This is a genomic window from Paenibacillus sp. GCM10027626 (genome assembly GCF_042676285.1).
Taxonomy (GTDB): Bacteria; Bacillota; Bacilli; order Paenibacillales; family Paenibacillaceae; genus Paenibacillus_Z.
Genome location: NZ_JBHTHC010000006.1, coordinates 23284 through 44022, shown reverse-complemented (window position 1 = coordinate 44022; position 20739 = coordinate 23284). Strand labels below are relative to the sequence as shown.

Below are 20739 nucleotides of genomic sequence, written 5' to 3'. Positions count from 1 at the left end.
CTATGCCCTCCTAATCGATATTTCTGCCTAGCAGCCTGGAATATAGAAACGCAATGATCAGAATCAGCACCATAGACAGCGTCCCGATTGCCGCGCCCTTGCCCAGATCAAAGTAGACAAAGGAGTTCGTATACAGATAGGTCGGCAATATGCTTGTCGCATACCCCGGGCCGCCCCCGGTAAGTGCCCAAATCATCTCAAACTTGGTCCAGGAAGCGATAATCGACACCAGACCGGTGACGTACATAATCGGCTTCAGCAGCGGAAGCGTGACATGGATAAACCGCTGCCAGGCCGTAGCTCCGTCAATCTGTGCGGCTTCCTTCATATCGCTGGAGATGCCTTGCAGACCGGAAAGAATCATCAACGTAATATATGGGAACCCTTTCCACGTCGAGGTGAGGAGCAAGGCCGGCCAGACCCAAAATTCATCGCCTAGCCAGACAATGTTCTCGCCGATCAGCTGCAGCTCCTTGAGGTAATAATTGAGCAGGCCGTACTGCCCGTCATAGATCCACTTCCACACGATCCCGATAATGACTACCGGAGCTACCCATGGCACCATCACCAATCCGCGCCACAGGCCGCGCCCTTTCAGCTTCTGATTCAGCACAAGCGCGACCGGGACCGCTACGGCAAATTGCAGTATGGTAGACCCAAGCACCCATAGCAAGCTGTTGACAAAAATCGGCCAGAACTGTGCATCCGCCAGCAGCAGCTGTTTGTAGTTCTCCAGCCCGTTAAAGGATATCCCCCTCCCGCTGAGCAGCGAGTAATCATACAGGCTCAGCCTGACCGTATCGAACAACGGATAGAACTGGAACACCACAACATATAGAATGACTGGGGAGAGCAGGAAGTAGCCGAAGCCGTACCGCTTCCATACCGAAGAGCGTCTCCGCATGACCGGATTAAGCTGAGCCATTGCCTTCCTCCTCCTTTGCCGCTCTAGTTGAATTTGGCTTTGATGGCGTCGATGCCCGCGCGAATCGCTTCATAAGATTCCTCCACCGTACTTTTACCGGTCAGCAGCTTTTGCATATTGTCCTGTACGACAACCTCCATCTCGCTTTGCCCCGGAATCGTCGCCATCGGAGCGCCCGCTGTATTGACCATGGCATTGAAATCCTCCAGCAGACGCTTATGCCCGTCGATCGTCTTCGGATAGATGCTCTCTGCCTTCTCGATAATCGCCTCAAGATTCGCATCCTTAAAGGCGCTAATATTGACCGTTGCCGCTTGGGTTGTGTTGAATTCCGCAGACGACCACTCCTCCATCAGCTTCCATACCAGCTCCTTATGCTTGCTGCCTTCGAACATCGCAACCCCGACACTGGAGACCGGAGCCTGCGGTTTGGCCGCAGATGGACCGCTCGGATAAGGAATCGCCCGGGCAGTATTCATAATGTCCGGATTAATGCTGTATACATTGGCCGAGAAAAAGGTACCGGCGGCAATCATGCCCACTTCGCCGTTGCTGAACGCACGGAACATTTCCGGGTAACCCCAGGTCAGATGGGCCTTCGGCTGGAATTTCTCGAGATTTTGCATGTGCTGCAGCGTTTCCAAATATTTTTGCTTGCTCGTTTCTGAAGTATCATCAAGCACCAGTTCATTGCTGTAACCGGCAGTGAACGGAACGCGGAAGGCAAAACGGGACGCTCCAAGCGGGTAACCAAAACCATACTTGCCATCCTTCGTCATCAGTTCCGCCGCCCGCTCGACATCCGCCCAAGTTCGCAGCTCATCAAGCTTCATGCCCGCCTCTTCAAGCATGGCCTCATTGACCATTAGGCTAAAGGAGTTGACCAGATTCGGAATGTAATAGACCGCGTCACCCCGCGATACGTATTCCAGCGTCCCCGGCAAGAAATTATCCCTTTTGATCTTGCTGTCTGCTGCATTCAAAAATGGCGTGAGGTCCGCCAGCCCTTTCAGCTGTACCAGATTGGTTACGTCCTGTGTCATCGTCATATCCGGCCAGTCGTTGGAATTGATCATAACCGCCAGCTTTTTCTCCATATCATTCCAGGAAAGAAACATATATTCAATGTTGACCTTCGGATATTTCTCTTTCATTTTGGCCTTGAACTGCTCGGCCAGCTCCTTCTCGAGCTCCGAGGTTCCCGGATAAACAAAGCGAATATCGGCCTCCACCTGCGACCAATCGACAGTCTCGCCGGTTGCCGCTGTCCCGCCATTATTGTCGCCGCTGCCGGCACTTCCTTTATTGCTTCCGTTTCCACCGCCGGTTTGCCCTGTGCTGGAGCTGCATCCGGCAAGCGCGGTTCCGGCCATGAGCATCATCACTAACGATAACGACAAAATCGTTTTATTCCTTGTCATGTTTGTCCCCCTCCGGTTCATCATATAGGTGTTCTGCTGTAATTATCTTACCGGGCGCCGGGTCGAGCGACAATGAGACGCCCTCAAGGTTTGGTGGACTTTTTCAAGCTGTTGGCTATATAATAGGGTTCACTATCGCCAGGGTTGCCGAGAGGGGGTGCAAAATGGTTCCATTTAAGCGCTTGCAGACGAAAATATTGCTCTCTTTTTTGCTGCTTGTGCTGATTCCTTTGCTCGGCTTGGGAGCTTCCTCGTACCTGATTTCTACTGGTTTGGTACAGCAGCAGACGGAACAAAATCAGGAGCAGACAATCCGGCTCGTGGCCGATATCATCCGGCAGACGCTCAATGACGCCCAAGATATTTCCTCGTTTATCATGACCAATGAAACGATCCAGATGCTGCTTGGCGATGCTTCGGCGGCATCTCCCGATTCTTCGGCTGTGTCAGCCTCCTCTGCCGCCAATCGGCAAAAAATGATTATGGAGTATCTTTCCAATCTGAAGCTGGCGAAAAAATACTTGTCATTCATTATTATTTACGGCGAAAATGACTTTCTCTACCGGGATTTTGCAAATTACTACAGGCAGGTCGTGCCGTATCAGGAATTTCAGAATGACCCGCTCTATATCGCCACCGCTTCCCGGGACGGACAAGCTCTACTGTCCTCCTCCAGCGCGCCGCTGTTCATTCACCCTCGCAGCTATGATGAGGTGACGATGGGCAGGCGCATCATTAACAACTATGATCCGGAGGACAAGCTGGGAATGCTGTTTCTGGGCATTAACCGGCAATTTCTCGCATCGATTATTCAGGATGTAAAGATCAGCCAGACGACCAATCTCCTGCTGTTTGACGACAATTACAAGCTTATTGCCAGCAAGCTGGAGGATAAGCGCATGAATAACTTGTGGGAAAGCAACATCAAGGAGACCCGGCGCCTGCTAGAGCAGGGGGACAGCAGCATCTTCACGACCAGCGACGATTCCTATCTGAGCGCCAGTACGGTCATCGACGGTTACGGCTGGCATGTCGTCAGTCTTACCCCGCTTCAGGATATTGAGAAGCAGTACAGCATCGTTCTACGGATTACCTTGCTGCTGACAGTTTCTTTGCTGCTTGTCGTCATGCTGATCTCCTTCTTGCTGTCCCGGAGCATCACGCTGCCGATCAAAAAGCTGCTGCGTTCGATGAGCCATTTTCGACATGGCAATATCAAGCAGGAGGTGCCGGTTGAATCCCGCGACGAAATCGGGCTGCTTACCCACAAGTACAATGAGATGATCACCGAATTGAACGATATGATCCAGAAGGTGTACATTACCCAGACGAACCAAAAAATCATCGAGCTGAAGACGCTGCAGACCCAGATTGAGCCGCATTTTCTTTATAACACGCTTGATTATATTTTTTTCAATTCCAAAATTAACGGCGACGACGAGACGGCTCAGGTCGTTCGTTCCTTGAGCGAGCTGTTCCGGCTCTCCCTCAATAAAGGCAATGATTATTACCCGCTCGCGCAGGAATTCGTCCAGATCAAGGCTTATATCCGGATTCAGCATGCGCGGTTTCCGAATCGCTTCCGGCCGGAATATGATATTGATCCCGCAGTCGAACCATGCTACACGATGAAGCTGCTGCTGCAGCCGATTGTGGAAAATGCGATTGTTCACGCCTTTGACGGCAGCGCGGAACAACCGGGTCTGCTGCGCATAACTGCCCGGCAGATGGAGGAGCAGATCGTGCTTTACGTTCAAGATAACGGCCGGGGGATGAGTGCCGCTCAAGTTTCCAGCCTGCTGCAGGTTTCGAGCCGCAGCCAGGGCGGCTATGGCGTCCGCAATGTAAATGAACGGCTGCAGATGCTGCTTGGCCCCGAATATGGACTTCATATTGAAAGCGCCCCCGGCGAGGGAACACTGATTATTATGCGGCTGCCTATCGTTAGAAGTGAAGAAGAATGGAGGTCGCGCTATGAAAATTATGGTCATTGACGATGAACCGATTGTTGCCCGGGGATTGCGCACCCTGGTTCCGTGGGAGGAGCATGGCTTCCAGTGGCTTCCTCCTGCCGACAACGGCGTCGCTGCCCTCCGGCAAATCGAACAGACGCGCCCCGATCTACTGCTGCTGGATTGCAAAATGCCGCTGATGACCGGACTGGAGCTGTTGGCCGAGCTAAAAGAACGCCATATCCCGCATAAAGCAATCATACTGAGCGGCCATGACGAGTTTGAATATGCTCGGCAGGCGCTGCAGCTTGGAGCGCTTGACTATGTGCTGAAGCCGCCGGACATCGAACAGCTGCTGAAGACGGTGCTGCGCGCCAAAGAGGAATGGCAGCAGGAGCAGAAAAAGGCGCGGCAGTCTTGGGAGCAGCGGGCAATTGCGCGCGAACGGCTAGTCCGCTCCCTGCTGGAGGGGACGAAAATGGATGAGGCGCAGCTGGCAGGCAAGTTGGCAGAGCTGCAAATGACGCTGCAGCCGGCTCCCTTTTATGTTATCCTGATGGACATCATCCAAAACCCTGACGACCCCAAGGCCTATTTGTATGAGGACCGCCGGCTGATGAATTATGCGGTCGCCAATATCGCGGAAGAAACGTTGGCCGATTGGAATCCGTTCTGTGTCGTGCTCGATGAATCCGTTCCCCGCTTTGCGCTGCTGCTGAATATTAATGGCAGCGGCGGTGACGACCGCTTTCAGCAGTGCTTGAAACAGCTTATTCATAATATTCATACGACACTGCAATTTTTGGTGACGATCGGCATCTCTTCGGCAGGCGCCAATCTTCTCTGCGACGGCCCGACCGCCCTCGCCCAGGCGGCTGCTGCGCTCGAACGCCAATACTATACCGGCCCGAATGAGCTCATCGGCTATAACGAGCTACTGCAATCAGGCAGCTCTTCAGAGCGGGGACATGCTTTACCCGGCTGGACAGGGGAGGAGGAGCGGCTGGAAAACGCCCTGCGGGCCGGCGATCCGGCACTGCTGGAAGACTGGATGGCTGATTTCTTCGCAGCCCTCGCCCGGCAGGACACGTCCGTGTCCGCAACCCGTACCGCCATGCTGCAGGCCATGCTGCTGGCAGCCAATGCGCTTGCGGAGCTGCATCCGGCGCTAAAGCCGCAGGAGCTGCTGACCGCCGAACGCGTGGAGGCTGTTCTCGCCGCCGCTGCGCTTAGCCAGCTTCAGGACGTAGCGCGCTCTTATTTCCGGCAATTGTTGGATCGTACGGTCACCTTGCGCCATTCCGGAAAAAACAGCATTGTTGAGACGGTCAAGCGTTATATCGATGCCCGCTATGCCGAAGCGATCTCGCTGGATACGCTCGCCAGGGAAGTATTCGTCTCGCCCGTCTATCTCAGTTTTTTGTTCAAACAGGTGAAGGGGATGAATGTAACCGATTATTTGACCCAGGTGCGGCTCGACCGGGCAAAAGAGCTGCTACGAGGAGCTTCGGTCAAAACCTACGAAATCGCCCGGCTGGTCGGCTACCAGGATGAGAAATATTTCAGCCGGCTCTTCAAGAAAAAAGTGGGGATGACGCCTTCGGAATTCCGCAATCAATAATTTTGTCCACTTTTTCTTGATTTTCTCCCATTTCTCCTTGCCTGCTTTGCTGCTATGCTGAATAAGAACGAATCGCCTGCGCCTGGCTTCGGCGTTCCCGGAGCTTACGGTAAAGGGGGCAGGTTTCGCTTCGTTCTTATTCCCTTCCGAGGAGATGAGTCATTCACGATGGAAACTTGCAGCCGTGTCCTGTCCATGGTACTAATGCTCACTTTATGCTTAACCGCAATAACCAATTTTTCTGCAGTTTTTTATGTAAGCGCTTCCCATTCAACTCCGGATTTTGTACTGGAAGAGAAAGTATTGTATGAGAACGATGGCAGCAATAACTTCTGGTGGTCCCATCTGCGCTGCGCGGCTATCCCCCGCCCGTTGGAGCCTGAGCCCAAGCTGCTATGCACAGTCTCGCTCGACCCGAAAGAAACCCCGAATTTGAGCGATGTTTTCTATGATATCGCCTACGCTGTAAGTACCGATGGCGGGGATACGTGGTCGCCTCTTGTACGCATTCCGCAGTACCAATGGAAGACGCTGCCGGACGGCTATGACGGCATGCTGATTGATCCTGTGCCGGTCTACCATCCGCAATCCGGCAAAATCATTCTGTTCGGCATGGCGCAATCCTATAATCTGGCAAGCTCCAATTACAAGAAGCACAATTACCCTGCTTATGCCGTGTACGATCCCGCCACTGACACATGGAGCGCCGATTGGTACCTGATGGACTGGCCCGGCGTCTATGGACATACTGGCAGCGTCTATCCTTATATACTTGACGACAGCAGCGGCACGATTTTGTGGCCGATCAACCCGCTGGATGGTTCAGGCACGCTGAAAGTGATGCAGGTCGGATTCGACGGTTCGACCCTGACCTATCTGGGGGAAGGTACTGCGGTTGGCAAGACAGGCGGCAATGGCAATCGTTCCGGCATCGAGCCTTCGCTGACCCGATGGAACGGCGAATTCTTCATGACCATGCGCGACGATTTGCAAAACCGTCTAGCCAAAAGCGCTGACGGGCTGCATTGGGAGGATGCCGTGCCGCTGCAATGGGATGACGGTACGCTTGTTGAAGGCAGTATGAACACACAGATGCACTGGATCAATCGCCCTGACGCGCTCTACCTCGTCTACACGCGCAAGGACAGCTCTAATTCGGACATATTCCGCTACCGCGCGCCGCTGTGGATGGCCAAGGTCGATCCGGTTACCCTGCGGCTGCAAAAGGAAAGCGAGCGCATTGTGATGGGCATTACGAGCGACCGGGCCCAGCTCGGCAATTTTGGAACCTATGATGTTTCACCTTCCTTGAGCATCGTCTCCAGCAATGAATGGAACTCGCTTGTGCCGAACCGCGCCATCGTCTCTCTGCTGCATTGGGATCGGAAACTGCTCGGGCACTGGCCCTTTGATGAGGCTGCGGGAAGCATCGTCTATGACCGGTCGTCCGGCGGTCACGACGGCATGATCGTACAAGCGTCCCGCAGCAGCGCGGGCAAATTCGGCAGTGCGCTAGAGCTTGGCGGCAACGGGCATTATGCCGATCTGGGCAATCCAGACAGCGGCGACTTCAACTTTGGCACTGACAAGGACTTCACCTTATCCGCCTGGGTAAAAACAAGCAAAACAGGCAAGGTGCAGTTTGTTTTGAACAAAGGCGATACGAACGCCTCCTACTGGCTGCGCTTCGAAGCGGACGGAACATTGCGTTTTCTGCTGGACTACGGCAGCACCTATGACGATGTACGATCAACCGCCGCCTATAACGACGGCAAATGGCATCATGTTGCCGGTACAGTGAAGCGGGGCGCCGGAATGGCTTTGTATGTAGATGGGGTAAAAGTAGCAGCCAACGGGCAATTGAGCGGAGGCAGCGTATCCAGCCAGCTGCCGCTTACCGTCGGAGTGCCGGGCGCAAACTCGCTAACCGGCCTGGTGGATGAGGTAAAACTTTACAATTATCCGCTCGGAGAGCAGGAGATTCAGCAGCTATATGGGCTGATGGCTTCCTGGTCCATGGAGGAGCCGTCAGGCGACATCCTGTACGACGCCACTGTTCATCGCATTAACGGCACATTTGCCGGGGCATCTCGCATAACAGACGGGGCAATCGGGAATGGTCTGGCGTTCGATGGGATAACAGGCAAAGCTGCATTCCCTGCTTCGGGCACAACGGCGCTCAACTTCGGAACCAGCCAGTCCTTTTCGCTGTCGCTATGGGCCAGAACGGGCCGCGGTGGCGTTCCGCAGTACATCATCAACAAGGGCGATACCAACGCTTCCTTCTGGCTTCGTTATGAAGCTGACGGCAAGATCCGGTTTCTGCTGGATTACGGGCCGACCTATGACGATGTACGATCCACCTCCTCCTGGAATGACGGGCAGTGGCATCACATCGCCGCCGTTGTCGACCGTGAGAAAAGCCTTTCCCTCTATGTCGATGGCGTGCTTCAAGGACAGAAGGCGACGCTGCTAGGCGGAAATGTGAGCAGCCCTCTCCCGCTGCTGCTTGGAAGCGTCGGCACGACCGGCTATTTGCAGGGTGCGGTCGATGAGGTGCGCATTTTCAACTACCCGCTTTCTGCAGCGGATGTAGCGGATTTGGCCGCTGAGGGCTGACGAGCGAGTAGACGGGTGACCAAGAGGCGTGCGGACCGACGATCCGTTATTTTTGTACGAAAATATACTCTAAAGTCGAAGAAAAGCGCAAAAAGTCCTCCCTAGACGGAGTTCCTTCCTTTTTTTAGGATTACTCCGTAGCGGCTGAGTTGGAAGTGAGTTGAACTTTGTATCCTAATTGCTCGATTTCTTTGACCAGCGAATTCACGCTAGGATTCTTTTTCTTACGTATAAATCGATCTCCCATCTCTTGTTAAGGGCTACCCGTTTTCAACAGGTGGTAGATGATTCGGATGAGCAAGTGGGAGACGGCTACGACTGTTTGTTTGTGTCCATGTCGGGTTTTTACACTTCGATAAAAAAGACCTAATCGGGTGTCTTTGCTTCGAACCGCAGCATTCGGAGCTTGATTCAAGGCCGCTCTCAAATACTTGTTGCCTTTACCTGTCTTCGTCTTCCCTTTTTTGCCAGCACTTTCATTTTGTCCCGGACTTAGCGTAGACCATGAGGCCAAATGATGATCTTTCGGAAAGGGCGACATGTCAGGACCGATCTCCGTAAGGATGTCCGCCGATCCATCCTTGTTGATACCGGGGATCGTGTCCAACCATTCGAGTTCCCGTTGATACGGTTGTAAGATGATTTGGATCTCCCGTTCCAAAGTTGATATGATGTTGAAAGCAGCAGGTATGCCCGGAAGCTTGGGACACGCGCGTGGTCATTGGGCTGAAGGCAGAAGGGATGGCTTCTGATAGTCTGATCGGCGATGCTGCGGATACCCTTGTCTACGAGCCGGGCGCCAGTTGGAGCGGCACCCCAGGTATGACGGTGCGCCTTGAGCCCGGCGACAACCTTGAAGCCTGGATCGGCGCCATGTCGCTGTGCTTAATGAACGGCCTCGATCTGGAAAGGGCATCATCCTTCTGCAAAGGGCGGCCGGGTACGAGACGATTGTTGCAGAACGTGCAACAATTCCGAGAAAATCCATAAAATCGCCCTAAAATGATGTGTTTTGTGCAATATTTCCGCCTCATTTGGCTGGGACTAAGCAGTTGAGTCCCTTTTCCCTGTTTTTGTGGACCAGTGCCTAGGAAAATTCTAATAGGGACTGCTTCTATCAACACTTGCAATAGAGAGCAATCCCTTTTTATTATTCCTAACCCTTCAGCAACTGCAAAAGGTTGTAAATGGCTTGAGCGCTCTCTGCGCGACTAACCTGGCCTTTAGGAACGAAGGCTTGGGCTGAGCGTGAGCGCCCCTTCATTAGCTGCAAATCGACTGCCGCCTGTACGCCATGGGCAGCCCACGCCGACACTTGAGTGCCATTTGAGAATGTTCCCGCTTCGGAACTAATCGGCTCCAGTTTCCCGTCCTTCTTCCATCTGTAAGCCCGCACTAGCAAAACTGCCATTTGCTCACGACTCATGACATCTCCCGGTAAAAACCGACCTTTGTCATCCCCCTGAATCAGTCCAGCCTTCGCTGCACCTGCAACAGGTCTCGCAAACCACGTTCCTGACTGAACGTCACTGAAAGGGCTTTGTTCCGCTTCATCAATTCCAAGTGCCCGTGCCAACAATGCTATAAACTCGGCGCGTATTACTTGACGTTCCGGCGCAAATGAAGCTGACGTCACGCCTGTAGCCACTTGCCAGCCAGCGAGTTGTCTAATCGCTACGGAAGCCCAATGAGACTGCGGTACATCGTCAAACTTTTTCATATAGGAGAGCACAGCATAACGCCCTGATTGTTGTATCCTGGTCTCCATACGCCCTGTTGTGGCTTCACTCGCCATAAACACCAACTGTCCGTTCCTCTTGAACTCATAAATCCCGGCAGGTGTATCTGGAGCACCGCTATTTGCAGACAACGAAAGCAGGAGCGGCTCTGAGAAAGTCGCCACGATTTGTTCTTTACCCTTGCTCACCCATTGAACGGTAACATGCCATACTTTTCCCTGCACAGTTATATCAGCATAGGCAGCCGTTCCAGCCTGTGCCGCTAAGCTATGCCCTGCTTGCTCTGTCTCTGCACGCAAAAAGATTTGTAGTGAAGCGCCCTCCGGACGCTTTTCACCTAACCACGACTTTGCTGCTTCCCCTGTCAGCATAAGCCGCGTGTCTCCTTGTATGATTACAAGCTGAGCTTGTTTATCGATCAATTTCTGCAGCGTCTCCGTCGGCAGCACCACACTGTCCTGCCCTGCCTGCAAGGCTACTTCCTGACGTCCCAACACAATTTCGGCGGGAGCAATCAACCGTACATCTGAGCCCGCCTTCTGCTCTATACCGTCGCCAGCACCATTCCGCTCATCAGTGGATCCACCTGGATCCACTGGATCTACAGGACCCACCGGATCTACCGGGTCCACGGGATCCACGGGATCCACCGGATCTACCGGGTCGACTGGGTCGACTGGGTCTACAGGATCGACTGGATCTACCGGGTCTACCGGGTCTACCGGGTCTACCGCAGCAGGAAGCTCAAGCAAATATGGCGTCAGCGGCTGCAATTCAAGTGATGCTGTCAATACCTGCTTGCCAGAAAGCAAATTCGTTGCACCGGCTAACGAATACGATCCGCCGTCCGCTGTAACCGTAACTGCTGCCGTTCCGTAGTTCATGATATTTAGCAGCGTGCGCCCATCTTCCCGCTCTACACTGCGCCATTCCACGCTATAAACCGGCTGCCCGGCAGCCTGATCAATCAGCATAAGCCGGCCAGGATCAACCGCCTCCAAAATAGGCGCGAGCTTCGTTCGGATTTGCGCAGCTGTCGAATCAACAGCCGCAATTGTATCCGCATGGCTCATGACATAGTCGCGATCTGCCGCAGATAATGCCTCCGCATGCGGATTATATTTCAAAGCATTCGAGCCAATGACAAGCACCCACCCGCCCTGCTCCATAAATTGCCGGATGCCGCTAAGCGTCGCCGCATTTACATGCGTCGCATTTGGGACGATAAGCAGCTTGTAGTCGCTCAAGCCACCGCCAGCAATTTGTCGCTCAGAAACATATCCAGCTTTCCTGCCGCTGTACGACAGCGCCTCATAAGCGCGCAGTGACACATTCGCATAATCGTTGCTGTAGATCCCCGACGGAACCGAATGCAGGATTGCCGTCTGTGGCACTTCATTTTGCAAAGCTGTAACTTCCAGAGCAAGACGGTTCAAGTCCAGATTCGTTCGTCCCACCTCAGCTACAACATCCGGGCGGTGAAGCACACTCCCCTCTGAAGAGGCCGCTTCATTATAGGTACGCTCCCAAATCCAGATCGTAGATGCACTGCGTCCATGGATCGCGCTTTGCCATAATACCGAACGAGTATGCTTCGCTTGCTTCGGGTTATACCACTTATCCCCGTCAGCAATTAGATGCTGCTCAGAATTATAGATCGGCGCTTGCTTGAATGAAGTCTGCATATCGTAGAAGCTGAGCTCCTCCATGAACCCCTTCGGCCCCTCATTTACATAATTCCAGTTATCATTGCCATTAATCTGGCTCATTTCCGAGAAACGCTCAATATCGATCCCCCAGGCCAGACTGCCCCTTGGATCACCCATTATTTTGGCATGAACAGGCAGCTCTGGAGCAAGCTCATGGATAATATCCGCCATCCATTCATGCCAGCGGGCAAAATAATCCTGATTGAACATCACGTAATCATAGGATGCCGGAGATGCTGTAATATGCGCAGGCATCGTAATCTCTGCAAAAGAGCTATAGGCACTGCCGTAGACCTCATTTAGCGCCTGAATATCGCCCTTGTATACAGCTTCGAGATAGTCATGCCATGCATTCTGGGCATAAGCATCCATATGGGTTTGATAGACAGGCTCATTGCTGAGCGTAATACTATGCAGTGATTCATAATCTTTGATGCGAGGAATCAGCACCCGCAAATAATCTTCAATTATGTTTTTCGCCATAGGATGAAATAATGAAAATTTCAATGACCCTCCATTGTTGACATTCAGCTCCGGCCATTTCTCCAGTACCCATGCCGGAAAATAATGCGGCGACACTAGCAGGTTTACAGCAATATCGTTTTCCTCGGCACGCTGCAGCACCTTCACGATATCGGTGTCAATTTTTTGCGTTGAAATATTATATTCCTTGTCCGGGTATTCACCCACCTCTTCAAAGCCTGGATTTTGCACCAGGTTGGCAGAACTGCCTGCTTTCGTAACAGATAAATCATCAATCCATACCGTACCAATATTTTCTGACAGGATCGTCAGATTAAAAGAAGTCTCTGCATCACCTGTAGTATACGTATGTGTCACCTCTGTCCAATCATACGTGCCATTCGGGAATGGCTGGCGCTGACTCCATCCCGCTCCGCCCGGGAACCAGACGTTTTTCGCATTTTCGCCCTTCACCCATGCTTTGAACGTGTATGTCGTATTCGGCTCCACTTGGAGCGCTTGCCAAACATTAATAAATACATTAGCTTGCTTCGGCGAAGAATTGGCGATACGCAGCGAGTAATTGCCAGAATGGGCAGCCTCATCTGCAACTTGCGCAGTTGCATTCACAGCGCCGGATTTGTAAACCTCATATTTCATAATATCTTTTTTGCCGAAAATGACATCGCGCGGGCCCATCTCAATCTGAATAATATTGGCGCCCAAGTCCTGGAACTTCGGAATATCCGCTCTCACTTGATTGAAATGACCGTAACCTGTATAGAAAATAGGACGCTGCTCAATTGTGCCGGTGCTTCTCACCTTCGTATCCCCGATGAAGGAATAGCCGGAAATCTCTGATCGGCCAGTTATATAACGTGGCGCAGCTTGCGGCACCTCCAATGCGTTCAAATAGCTTTGCAGCTTTGCTTCCGCTTCATTATGTAGCTGCTCCAATTCGATGGCGACATATTGCGCCCGGCTTTGCCGGCCTTTGACAAGGTCTTCCTTGCCATAACCGATAAAATCTTTAATGACGGTGTAGTTGATCCGTTCATAATCAGTAGACAAGCCTTGCGCTTCACACTGCAGCAGCAGCTGCTCGAGCTGTGGCAGCTTTGCTTGCAGCGCATCTAGTTTAGCCTCGATTGTCTCGATCCGCATCGATACATCTACTGCGATATGCTGCTGCCGTACTTGGCTCGTGGCTGGCTCTGTCATGACAAAATCAAGCTCAAGCGCTCCAGTTCCCGCAGCAGTGAATGGCAGTGTAAGCTCACCTGCAAAATGCGCCGGAATCTCCATGTTTTGCTGCACCTCAAGTGCCTCCGACACCAGATCCAGCGTCACCGGAGCATCGCTCCAGTTCACCGCATGCATCATATAGTTAGCCGCTTCGGAAGTATGGATGGCATCCGGCCCCTCTACCCAGAAGCTCCAAGCTTGCCCGGACGGTACGAGAAGGAGGCGCGCATGCTCATTCGGGCTTTTCGCCTTGCCTATGCCCGGTGTCCACTCTACCCAGCCCCTACGCCCGCCTCCATCATTATCATTAAATAGCAGCGTAAACGGGACAATGCCGTCTTCCGGCTTGCCTGACGAAATTGCCGTCCAAGGCATCTTGGCCTCGTAGCGAGTTTCATGGCCATCCTGCGATGCTGCGACAACCACTTGCTCCGTGCCAGTCACGGCATTGCCTTCGCTAAATCGCCAGAGATGCGCTTCGCCGTTCATATAGTTGATGCCATATTCAGGGCCATACTCCCCATCAAGCCCAAATGAGAACTGAATGCTGTCTCCTCTCCACATTGTAGAATCTGCTACAGGAGTGTGTATATTGTCCGTCACACGTGCCGACCAATAGAAATAGTCGGCATCATAGGCAAAACGGACAACAGCCGACAAGTCATCCTCGCCAGTCCAGCCATCCATTACAATCTGCTCAGGCTGTTGCGGCAAATGCAGCCCGGAGAAGTCATCCCACTCATCTAAAACACCGTCAACAACGATATTTCCCGCTTCCAATACAGGTACATACTTGCGGCTGCCAAAATCATGCTTGGCTGTTTCCCACGGCGTAAGCACAAAAGAGCCATACACGGATCCTGTCACGGTTTGAGGCTCCGACTGCTCACCGCCATTAATGGATAGCGCTTTCATTTCTGATCCATGAACAACTCCCGTAGCTACTCCACCTGCAGCAATGCCTGTGCATAGAGACAAAATACTCGTATACAGCGCTAATTTTCTTGCGAATCGATAGCTCATTATCGCTAGCCTCCTCTAAGTTAGTTGCTATTCCAGACGGACGAAGGCCGCCGGAAATGCTTCATCTCCGGCTTCCCTCAACTTCCTTTATCCCTTCACAGAACCGAGCAAAACGCCTTTAACGAAATACTTTTGCAAAAACGGATAGATACATAAGATCGGAATGACAGTTATCATGATGGCAGCCGATTTCAAGCCTTCTGGCTGAATGTAGGCCGCTGCATCGCCGCCGCCTAGCAGCGAATCAAGCGGTGTTTGCAGCATCTGATAGAGCTTGACCGTCACCGGCAGCAGCTGTGATTTGCTTATAAAATACAAGGCATTCGCATAGGTGTTCCACAAAGCTACTGCATAGAATAACGATATTGCAGCGAGGATCGGTTTCGATAGCGGAATCGTCAGTCTGGCAAACACCGTCAGATCCGTTGCCCCGTCAATCGTCGCAGATTCCTCCAGCTCGACAGGCAAGCCTTCGAAAAACGATTTCATCACAAACAAATTATAAGCACTGACGAGTCCAGGCAGCCAAATGGCCCAAAACGTATTAATCAAATGCAGCTCCTTCACAAGCAGAAACAGCGGAATCAATCCGGTGCCGAACAGCATGCTGAACAGCACCATGAAGGTGAACAACGCCCGCCCCTTCAGCCGCGGCTTGGATAACGAATACGCAGCCAAGGTTGTCGCGATCATTTGCAGCCCAGTCCCAGCCACCGTAATGACCACCGTATTTTTCATCGCCACCAGCAGCTGGCCATCCACAAACAATTGCTTATACGCTGCCCAGCTGAACTCGACCGGAATAAGCGTTACCTCGCCAGATATAATCGCCCGGCTGCTGCTTAGCGACATTGCTAGAATGTTGAGGATCGGGAACATCGTCACAAAGGCGCACAGCATTAGAAAAACGTACAAAGGCGCTTTGCCCAGTTTATTTACCATAATCCGCCTTCACCCAGCTTTTTCACGATTTTATTGACGATCAACACTAGCACTAGGCCAATAATGCCTTGAAATAATCCAACTGCGGTTGCCAAGCTATATTGCGCATTCTGCAAGCCTATTCGGTAGACATACGTGCTTATAACATCCGACACGCTCATGACAGCGGGGTTTTGCAGGTTAAATACATGCTCAAATCCGACATCCATCATTTTGCCCATTTGCAGGACGAGCAAAATGGCAATCGTCCCGCGAATGCCCGGCAGCGTAATATGCCAGATCTGTCGCATTTTGCTCGCCCCATCCATCTTCGCCGCTTCATATAATCCTGGGTCAATAGCGGTAATAGCAGCCATATAAATAATTGTTCCCCAGCCTGCACTTTGCCAGATCGTCGATGCGCTGAACACGACAGGCCACCATTCGGTTTTGGTCATAAAATAGACCGGCTCCAAGCCGATTGAGCGCAACGCCGCATTGACGACTCCCGTTGAAGGCGACAGCAAGGAGACAATGATTCCCCCAAGCACGACCCACGAAATGAAAAACGGCAAGTACATCATGTTCTGGACCGTCCTTTTAAACCAATTGACCCGAACTTCATTCAGCAGCAGCGCGAGTACAATCGGCGCCGGAAACGCAAAGACCAAGTTATATAAATTCAGCAGCATCGTGTTGCGCAGCACTAGCCAGAAATCCTTGCTGGCAAAGAGGGCTTCGAAATGCTTGAATCCGACCCATGGACTATTCCAAATCCCCTTCACCAGCCGGAAATCTTTGAACGCGATCAATTCCCCAAAAAGCGTGACATATTTGAATAAAAAGAAATAGGACACTGCAGGGATTAAAAATAAATAGAGATAACGATCACGGTACAAATAGTGCAGCAGGGAGCGCCTCCGCTTCTGTATCATCATTGTCCGACTCCTCCCTGGCGTAAGCTTACTTTAATTTATCCTTGTTAGCGTCATACCAGGCTTGAACCTTCTCGGTAACGCCAGCGCCGCCTAGTCCATCCCAAGCTTTGCGAATTTCTGTTACCGCCTCCTCAGGCGTCATATCGGTCATTGACATCCGGGTAATAATTTCCTTCCACTTTGCTTCGAATTGGCCGGCTATCGAGGCATACTCTGCAACAGGAGGCGTGTAAGGAATATCTTTGCGGTAGGAATACGAATTGGAGAAACCAATAATTTCATTGCGCATGGCCGCTAAATCAAGACTGATCGGATCGTCGCCCGCTTGTGTCGTCAAATATTCCGGTGTCATTTTCTCTTGCTGCACAACGCGATATTCACTTGCGTAGCTCACTTCTTTTTTCCACTTATCGTAATCGATCGTGACCGGAATATCGCCTTTCAGCTTGTAATGGACATCTTCGGTGCCATAGGTTAGCGGCATCCAGCCCGTATCCAGCAGCCAGTCGATAAATTCCATCGCAGCCTTCGGATTTTTCATCCCTTTGTTGAATGCCGTCAGCAAGTGATTCGGAACCTCTACCTGATAACCGTTCGTACCGTACTTTGTCGCCAGCGGCGGCACGGCTGCCAGCTTGGCATTCGGGTCATTTTTCCGCAAATCTGTTAACGTGTTGTCCATTAAGCCAGTAAAATAAATGCCGGATCTGCCTGTCGTCCATAGCTGCTTCTGACGTGAAAATTCTTTGTCTGTCGCATACTCTTTATCTACAAGCCCTTCCTTATAAGCAAGCTGGCGGAAAGCCAGCGCATCCAGATATCGATCTGTAAAAAAGCTCTGAACGGTTTTGCCTTCCTCCACAAACCACTCAGCGCTGCGAGCCATGAACCAGTCATCCGTAATGGCTGTATAAGAAGTTGACATCGCCATCGGAATCGTATCTTTGACGCCGTTGCCATCCGGATCATTGTCGCGGAACGCTTTCGCTACTGCAATCAGATCATCTACGGTCTTCGGCATTTCCAGACCCAGCTTATCCAGCCAGTCCTGACGGATTAATATGACTGTATTGGCACGTGTCGGCCTCGTACTGGCAATCGCATAGATCTTTCCATCTTCCATCGTCAAATACGGCTTCAGCTCCGGGTGCTCCTGCAAATACTTTTTATAGCTCGTGCTATATTTATCGATGTACTCGTCAAGCGGCTGTATCGCGCCTTCATTTGCCCAGCGTCCGATAAAATCACGATTGTATGTGGTCAGTAAATCCGGAGCCTGCTCCGATGCAATCAAGACGTTAAACTTATCAGCCTCCTGGTTACGGGGAATCGGCACCCAGTTCACCTTGACGCCGGAGTTTTCATTAATAAACTTTGTCCACCGATTGTCCTCATATGCGCCTTCATCAGTTGCCACCTGTCCACGGTCATAAATAGAAGCCGATATTTCCTTGGGCAGCGAGGCCAGTTTGTCCTCGTTATTAGCATTAACTGGAGTCGGTTCGGTGCCTGTAGGAATATCGGCATTATTGCTTTCCCCGCAAGCAGACAACACAGAGGTTGCACACAAGGACATTATTAACATGGAGCGTGCCATCATTTTCTTTCTCTTTCTGTACATCCATTTGCCCTCCTTATTTTTCGTCAGCCTGATACATGGATCGAAAGATCACACACTCAATATAGCTAACAAACGGCTGCTCTGAATAGTTGCATAACCTACAATAAGGTCTCACTTCCCATTTTCGATCCATTTGTATAGACATCGCAACCTAGCGGAGGGAATTTGCCACTCGCAACTCACTTTCGCTTGTCCTATAATCGTAGAGATAGTGTGCAAGGGGGGGGGCGCAAATAGATTGAGAAAAAGAAAAATATCGCTGAAAGTTCAAATCATCTATATCGCTTTATTCGTTCTGATCATTATGACAACAGCTGTCATCTATTATGTAAGCTCCATGCGCCAATTAGAAAAACAAGTCATTAGCTCCAACCAAAATGTACTCAATCAAATTAGCAAACGCGTTGATCATACATTACAAGAAATCGATCTGACCATGCTTAATTTTTTGCGGACGAATGACAGTCATACTTTTTTCGAAAATTCCGCTTCTAATGATTCTGAATACTTGCTTAGTATTTCCACGCTGCAAGACAGGATGGGCAGCATACTTGGCTCTAATTTCAACATGAAATCAATCTTGCTTTATTCCAAGCGCAGCGGCAAGCTCGTCACCGCAGCCGACTATTATGACTTGCAGGATGTCCCGGAGAAAACCTGGGTCAAGTCATTAAGCGAAAGCAATCAGACTGCCAAATGGACTTCAACTCCACTCAACAATGATGTGCTGCTTGTGCGGCATTATCCCTTTACAGCACGCGCCCGCGACAGTACAGGCGTTATCATTACCCAAATTAATGAAAAAAGTATTTCAAGCATGTTTGCCGACCTGCAATTCAATGACAGTTATAATGTATTCCTCATTGATCGAGAAGGAACGATTTTATCGCATAAGGATCCGACGCTTATCCACCAGACAATTATAGATAAAAGCTACAGCTCCTCCATCCTGTCACAAGAAGGAGCAGGCTATATGACGGAAAAAACAAGCTCAGGCCGCCAATATGTCTTTTACAATCATTCCGGTTACAGCGGCTGGACGTTAGTCTATATTGTATCGCAGCAGCAGCTGAGCGCATTATCGGAAACGGTGCGCAACATCCTGATTGGATTAGCATGCTTCATGGTCATCCTTGCCATTATCGTCACCCGGTTTGTTAATCACCGCTGGTTTACTCCGATGGAGCATTTTGTCGTCAAGCTGGAGGAGATCACAACACGTCATACGTCTCCAGTATCTAATCATTCGTTATCAACCGATGCATCCTACACCGATCTGCATAATAAAATCCAGCAAGTTTTTACCGGCTATTCTGATGCAGAGAGAAAATTGCACGAGAGCATCCCTGCGCTGAAGCTGCAAATGATGTTCGATATGCTGACAGGCAATCGCACGAAATTTACTGCCGCAGAGCCGCTGCTGAAGCATGTGGGAATCAAGCTATTTCCAGCCAACTATATAGTGATGACGATGGAGTTCGATAATAAAGCTGTGATGCAAAATGTGGGCGATCATAACCTGTATCTCTATGCACTATGCAACGTAGCAGAAGAGACGGTGCATGACCATTATGATGGGGTTCGCGGAGCGGCTGTCCAAATGAACGACTATCAGGCGGTGATGATTCTCAGCTTCGCTTCAGAGAACACAGCTGAGAACGCTGCGACATCGCTTCGTTTCGGAGAGTTGTTGAAAAGCTATATCAAGGATCATTTCAAGCGGACAATCTGCATCGGGATCGGCACTCATTATACCGATTTTCCGGAAATCCATACCTCCTACCGGGAGTCAGCTACATTCATTTCCTTTAAAATATTGACCGGACCAAATACGCTTATTACTTCAGATAACGTGCGCGGCTGGAATAGCCAAAGCTTGCTCGAAGTATTCGAAACGGTTGATGAATTGATTGAGGCGGTAAAGCAAGTGAACGGCAGCAGTACAGAGTTGCTGTTGAACGAATTATTTGATCGCGTAGCAGCCTGCAAATTATCCAAAGATACCGTCGTCCAGCTCTGTCTGCAGGTGATATTGAAAGCACTAAGGGCCACAGCAAATACGGAATTGCACGAACAATTTCAGGAGGAGCAGGACAGCATTCTCTTCCAGCTGCACAATTGCGAATCACTGCAGGAGATGCATACCGAACTTGGCATCTTGCTGACTGGTCTGTTGAGAGCGCTGGATAAGAAGCGGAGCAATCGCAAAAAAACGAATGAGCTCATCGAAGCTATTCTCGCTTATGTGCATGTTCACTATGCGCAAAGCGATTTATCCGTCAATTACTTGGCTGACCTATTCGGCATTAGTCCTAACTATTTGAGCAAACTGTTCAAGGAATACACCTTCAGCAACTTTGTGGATTGTCTGATGGACATTCGGATGAAGGCAGCCCATAGTCTGCTTCTGGAAACCACTTTGACTTTGAATGAGGTTGCCTGGCAGATCGGCTATACCAATTTCTCCAGCTTTCTGAGGAACTTCAAAAAGTATTATGGCATGACACCAACCGCTTACCGCCAAGTTTATAAATAAAGCAACA

The 20739-nt window shown here is 51.0% G+C and carries 12 protein-coding genes; 5 read left to right on the top strand and 7 right to left on the bottom strand.

The window, feature by feature from the left end; all coding sequences use genetic code 11:
* Positions 1-10: 10 nt before the first annotated feature.
* Together ACFQ0N_RS13315 and ACFQ0N_RS13310 are read right to left on the bottom strand one after the other, a co-directional pair.
* Complete coding sequence (locus ACFQ0N_RS13315; RefSeq protein WP_379326762.1) at positions 11-925, bottom strand: carbohydrate ABC transporter permease; 915 nt, start codon at positions 923-925, stop codon at positions 11-13.
* Between the two features lie 23 nt (positions 926-948).
* Positions 949-2346 carry an ABC transporter substrate-binding protein gene (locus tag ACFQ0N_RS13310; protein WP_379326760.1) on the bottom strand — a complete coding sequence of 466 codons (1398 nt, stop codon included), beginning with the start codon at positions 2344-2346 and terminating at the stop codon, positions 949-951.
* A 164-nt stretch (positions 2347-2510) separates the two neighbouring features.
* Here ACFQ0N_RS13310 and ACFQ0N_RS13305 point away from each other — a divergent pair, with 164 nt between their 5' ends.
* The 3 genes from ACFQ0N_RS13305 to ACFQ0N_RS13295 all read left to right on the top strand — a co-directional run bounded on the left by ACFQ0N_RS13305 (position 2511) and on the right by ACFQ0N_RS13295 (position 8538).
* Positions 2511-4340, top strand: a complete 1830-nt coding sequence (locus ACFQ0N_RS13305; RefSeq protein ID WP_379326758.1) for a sensor histidine kinase — start codon at positions 2511-2513, stop codon at positions 4338-4340.
* The gene (locus tag ACFQ0N_RS13300; protein ID WP_379326756.1) at positions 4321-5919 is read left to right on the top strand and encodes a response regulator transcription factor; all 1599 of its coding nucleotides are present in this window, start codon (positions 4321-4323) and stop codon (positions 5917-5919) included. Before ACFQ0N_RS13305 ends, ACFQ0N_RS13300 begins: the two co-directional genes overlap by 20 nt.
* A 168-nt stretch (positions 5920-6087) precedes the next feature.
* Positions 6088-8538: a sialidase family protein gene (locus ACFQ0N_RS13295; RefSeq protein WP_379326753.1), complete on the top strand. Its 2451-nt coding sequence runs from the start codon at positions 6088-6090 to the stop codon at positions 8536-8538.
* A 253-nt stretch (positions 8539-8791) separates the two neighbouring features.
* On the opposite strand, the gene ACFQ0N_RS13290 is transcribed toward ACFQ0N_RS13295, so the two are convergent.
* On the bottom strand, positions 8792-9145 hold the full coding sequence (locus ACFQ0N_RS13290) for a transposase (protein WP_379326751.1): 354 nt from the start codon (positions 9143-9145) through the stop codon (positions 8792-8794).
* 134 nt (positions 9146-9279) lie between these two features.
* Between ACFQ0N_RS13290 and ACFQ0N_RS13285 the strand changes: the two genes are divergently transcribed.
* Positions 9280-9528 (top strand): hypothetical protein, encoded by a 249-nt coding sequence (locus ACFQ0N_RS13285; protein WP_379326749.1) that lies wholly within the window; start codon positions 9280-9282, stop codon positions 9526-9528.
* A 166-nt stretch (positions 9529-9694) separates the two neighbouring features.
* Here the strand turns inward: ACFQ0N_RS13285 and ACFQ0N_RS13280 are convergent, their stop codons facing one another.
* The 4 genes from ACFQ0N_RS13280 to ACFQ0N_RS13265 all read right to left on the bottom strand — a co-directional run bounded on the left by ACFQ0N_RS13280 (position 9695) and on the right by ACFQ0N_RS13265 (position 18196).
* On the bottom strand, positions 9695-14716 hold the full coding sequence (locus ACFQ0N_RS13280) for an S-layer homology domain-containing protein (protein WP_379326747.1): 5022 nt from the start codon (positions 14714-14716) through the stop codon (positions 9695-9697).
* Between the two features lie 87 nt (positions 14717-14803).
* Positions 14804-15658, bottom strand: a complete 855-nt coding sequence (locus ACFQ0N_RS13275; protein WP_379326745.1) for a carbohydrate ABC transporter permease — start codon at positions 15656-15658, stop codon at positions 14804-14806.
* A complete protein-coding gene (locus tag ACFQ0N_RS13270) occupies positions 15652-16575 on the bottom strand; it encodes an ABC transporter permease (protein ID WP_379326743.1) in 924 nt (307 codons plus the stop codon). The genes ACFQ0N_RS13275 and ACFQ0N_RS13270 overlap by 7 nt, the downstream gene beginning before the upstream one ends.
* 25 nt (positions 16576-16600) lie before the next feature.
* Complete coding sequence (locus ACFQ0N_RS13265; protein ID WP_379326741.1) at positions 16601-18196, bottom strand: extracellular solute-binding protein; 1596 nt, start codon at positions 18194-18196, stop codon at positions 16601-16603.
* Between the two features lie 238 nt (positions 18197-18434).
* On the opposite strand from ACFQ0N_RS13265, the gene ACFQ0N_RS13260 reads away from it, so the two are divergent.
* Complete coding sequence (locus tag ACFQ0N_RS13260; protein ID WP_379326739.1) at positions 18435-20732, top strand: helix-turn-helix domain-containing protein; 2298 nt, start codon at positions 18435-18437, stop codon at positions 20730-20732.
* Positions 20733-20739: the final 7 nt, after the last annotated feature.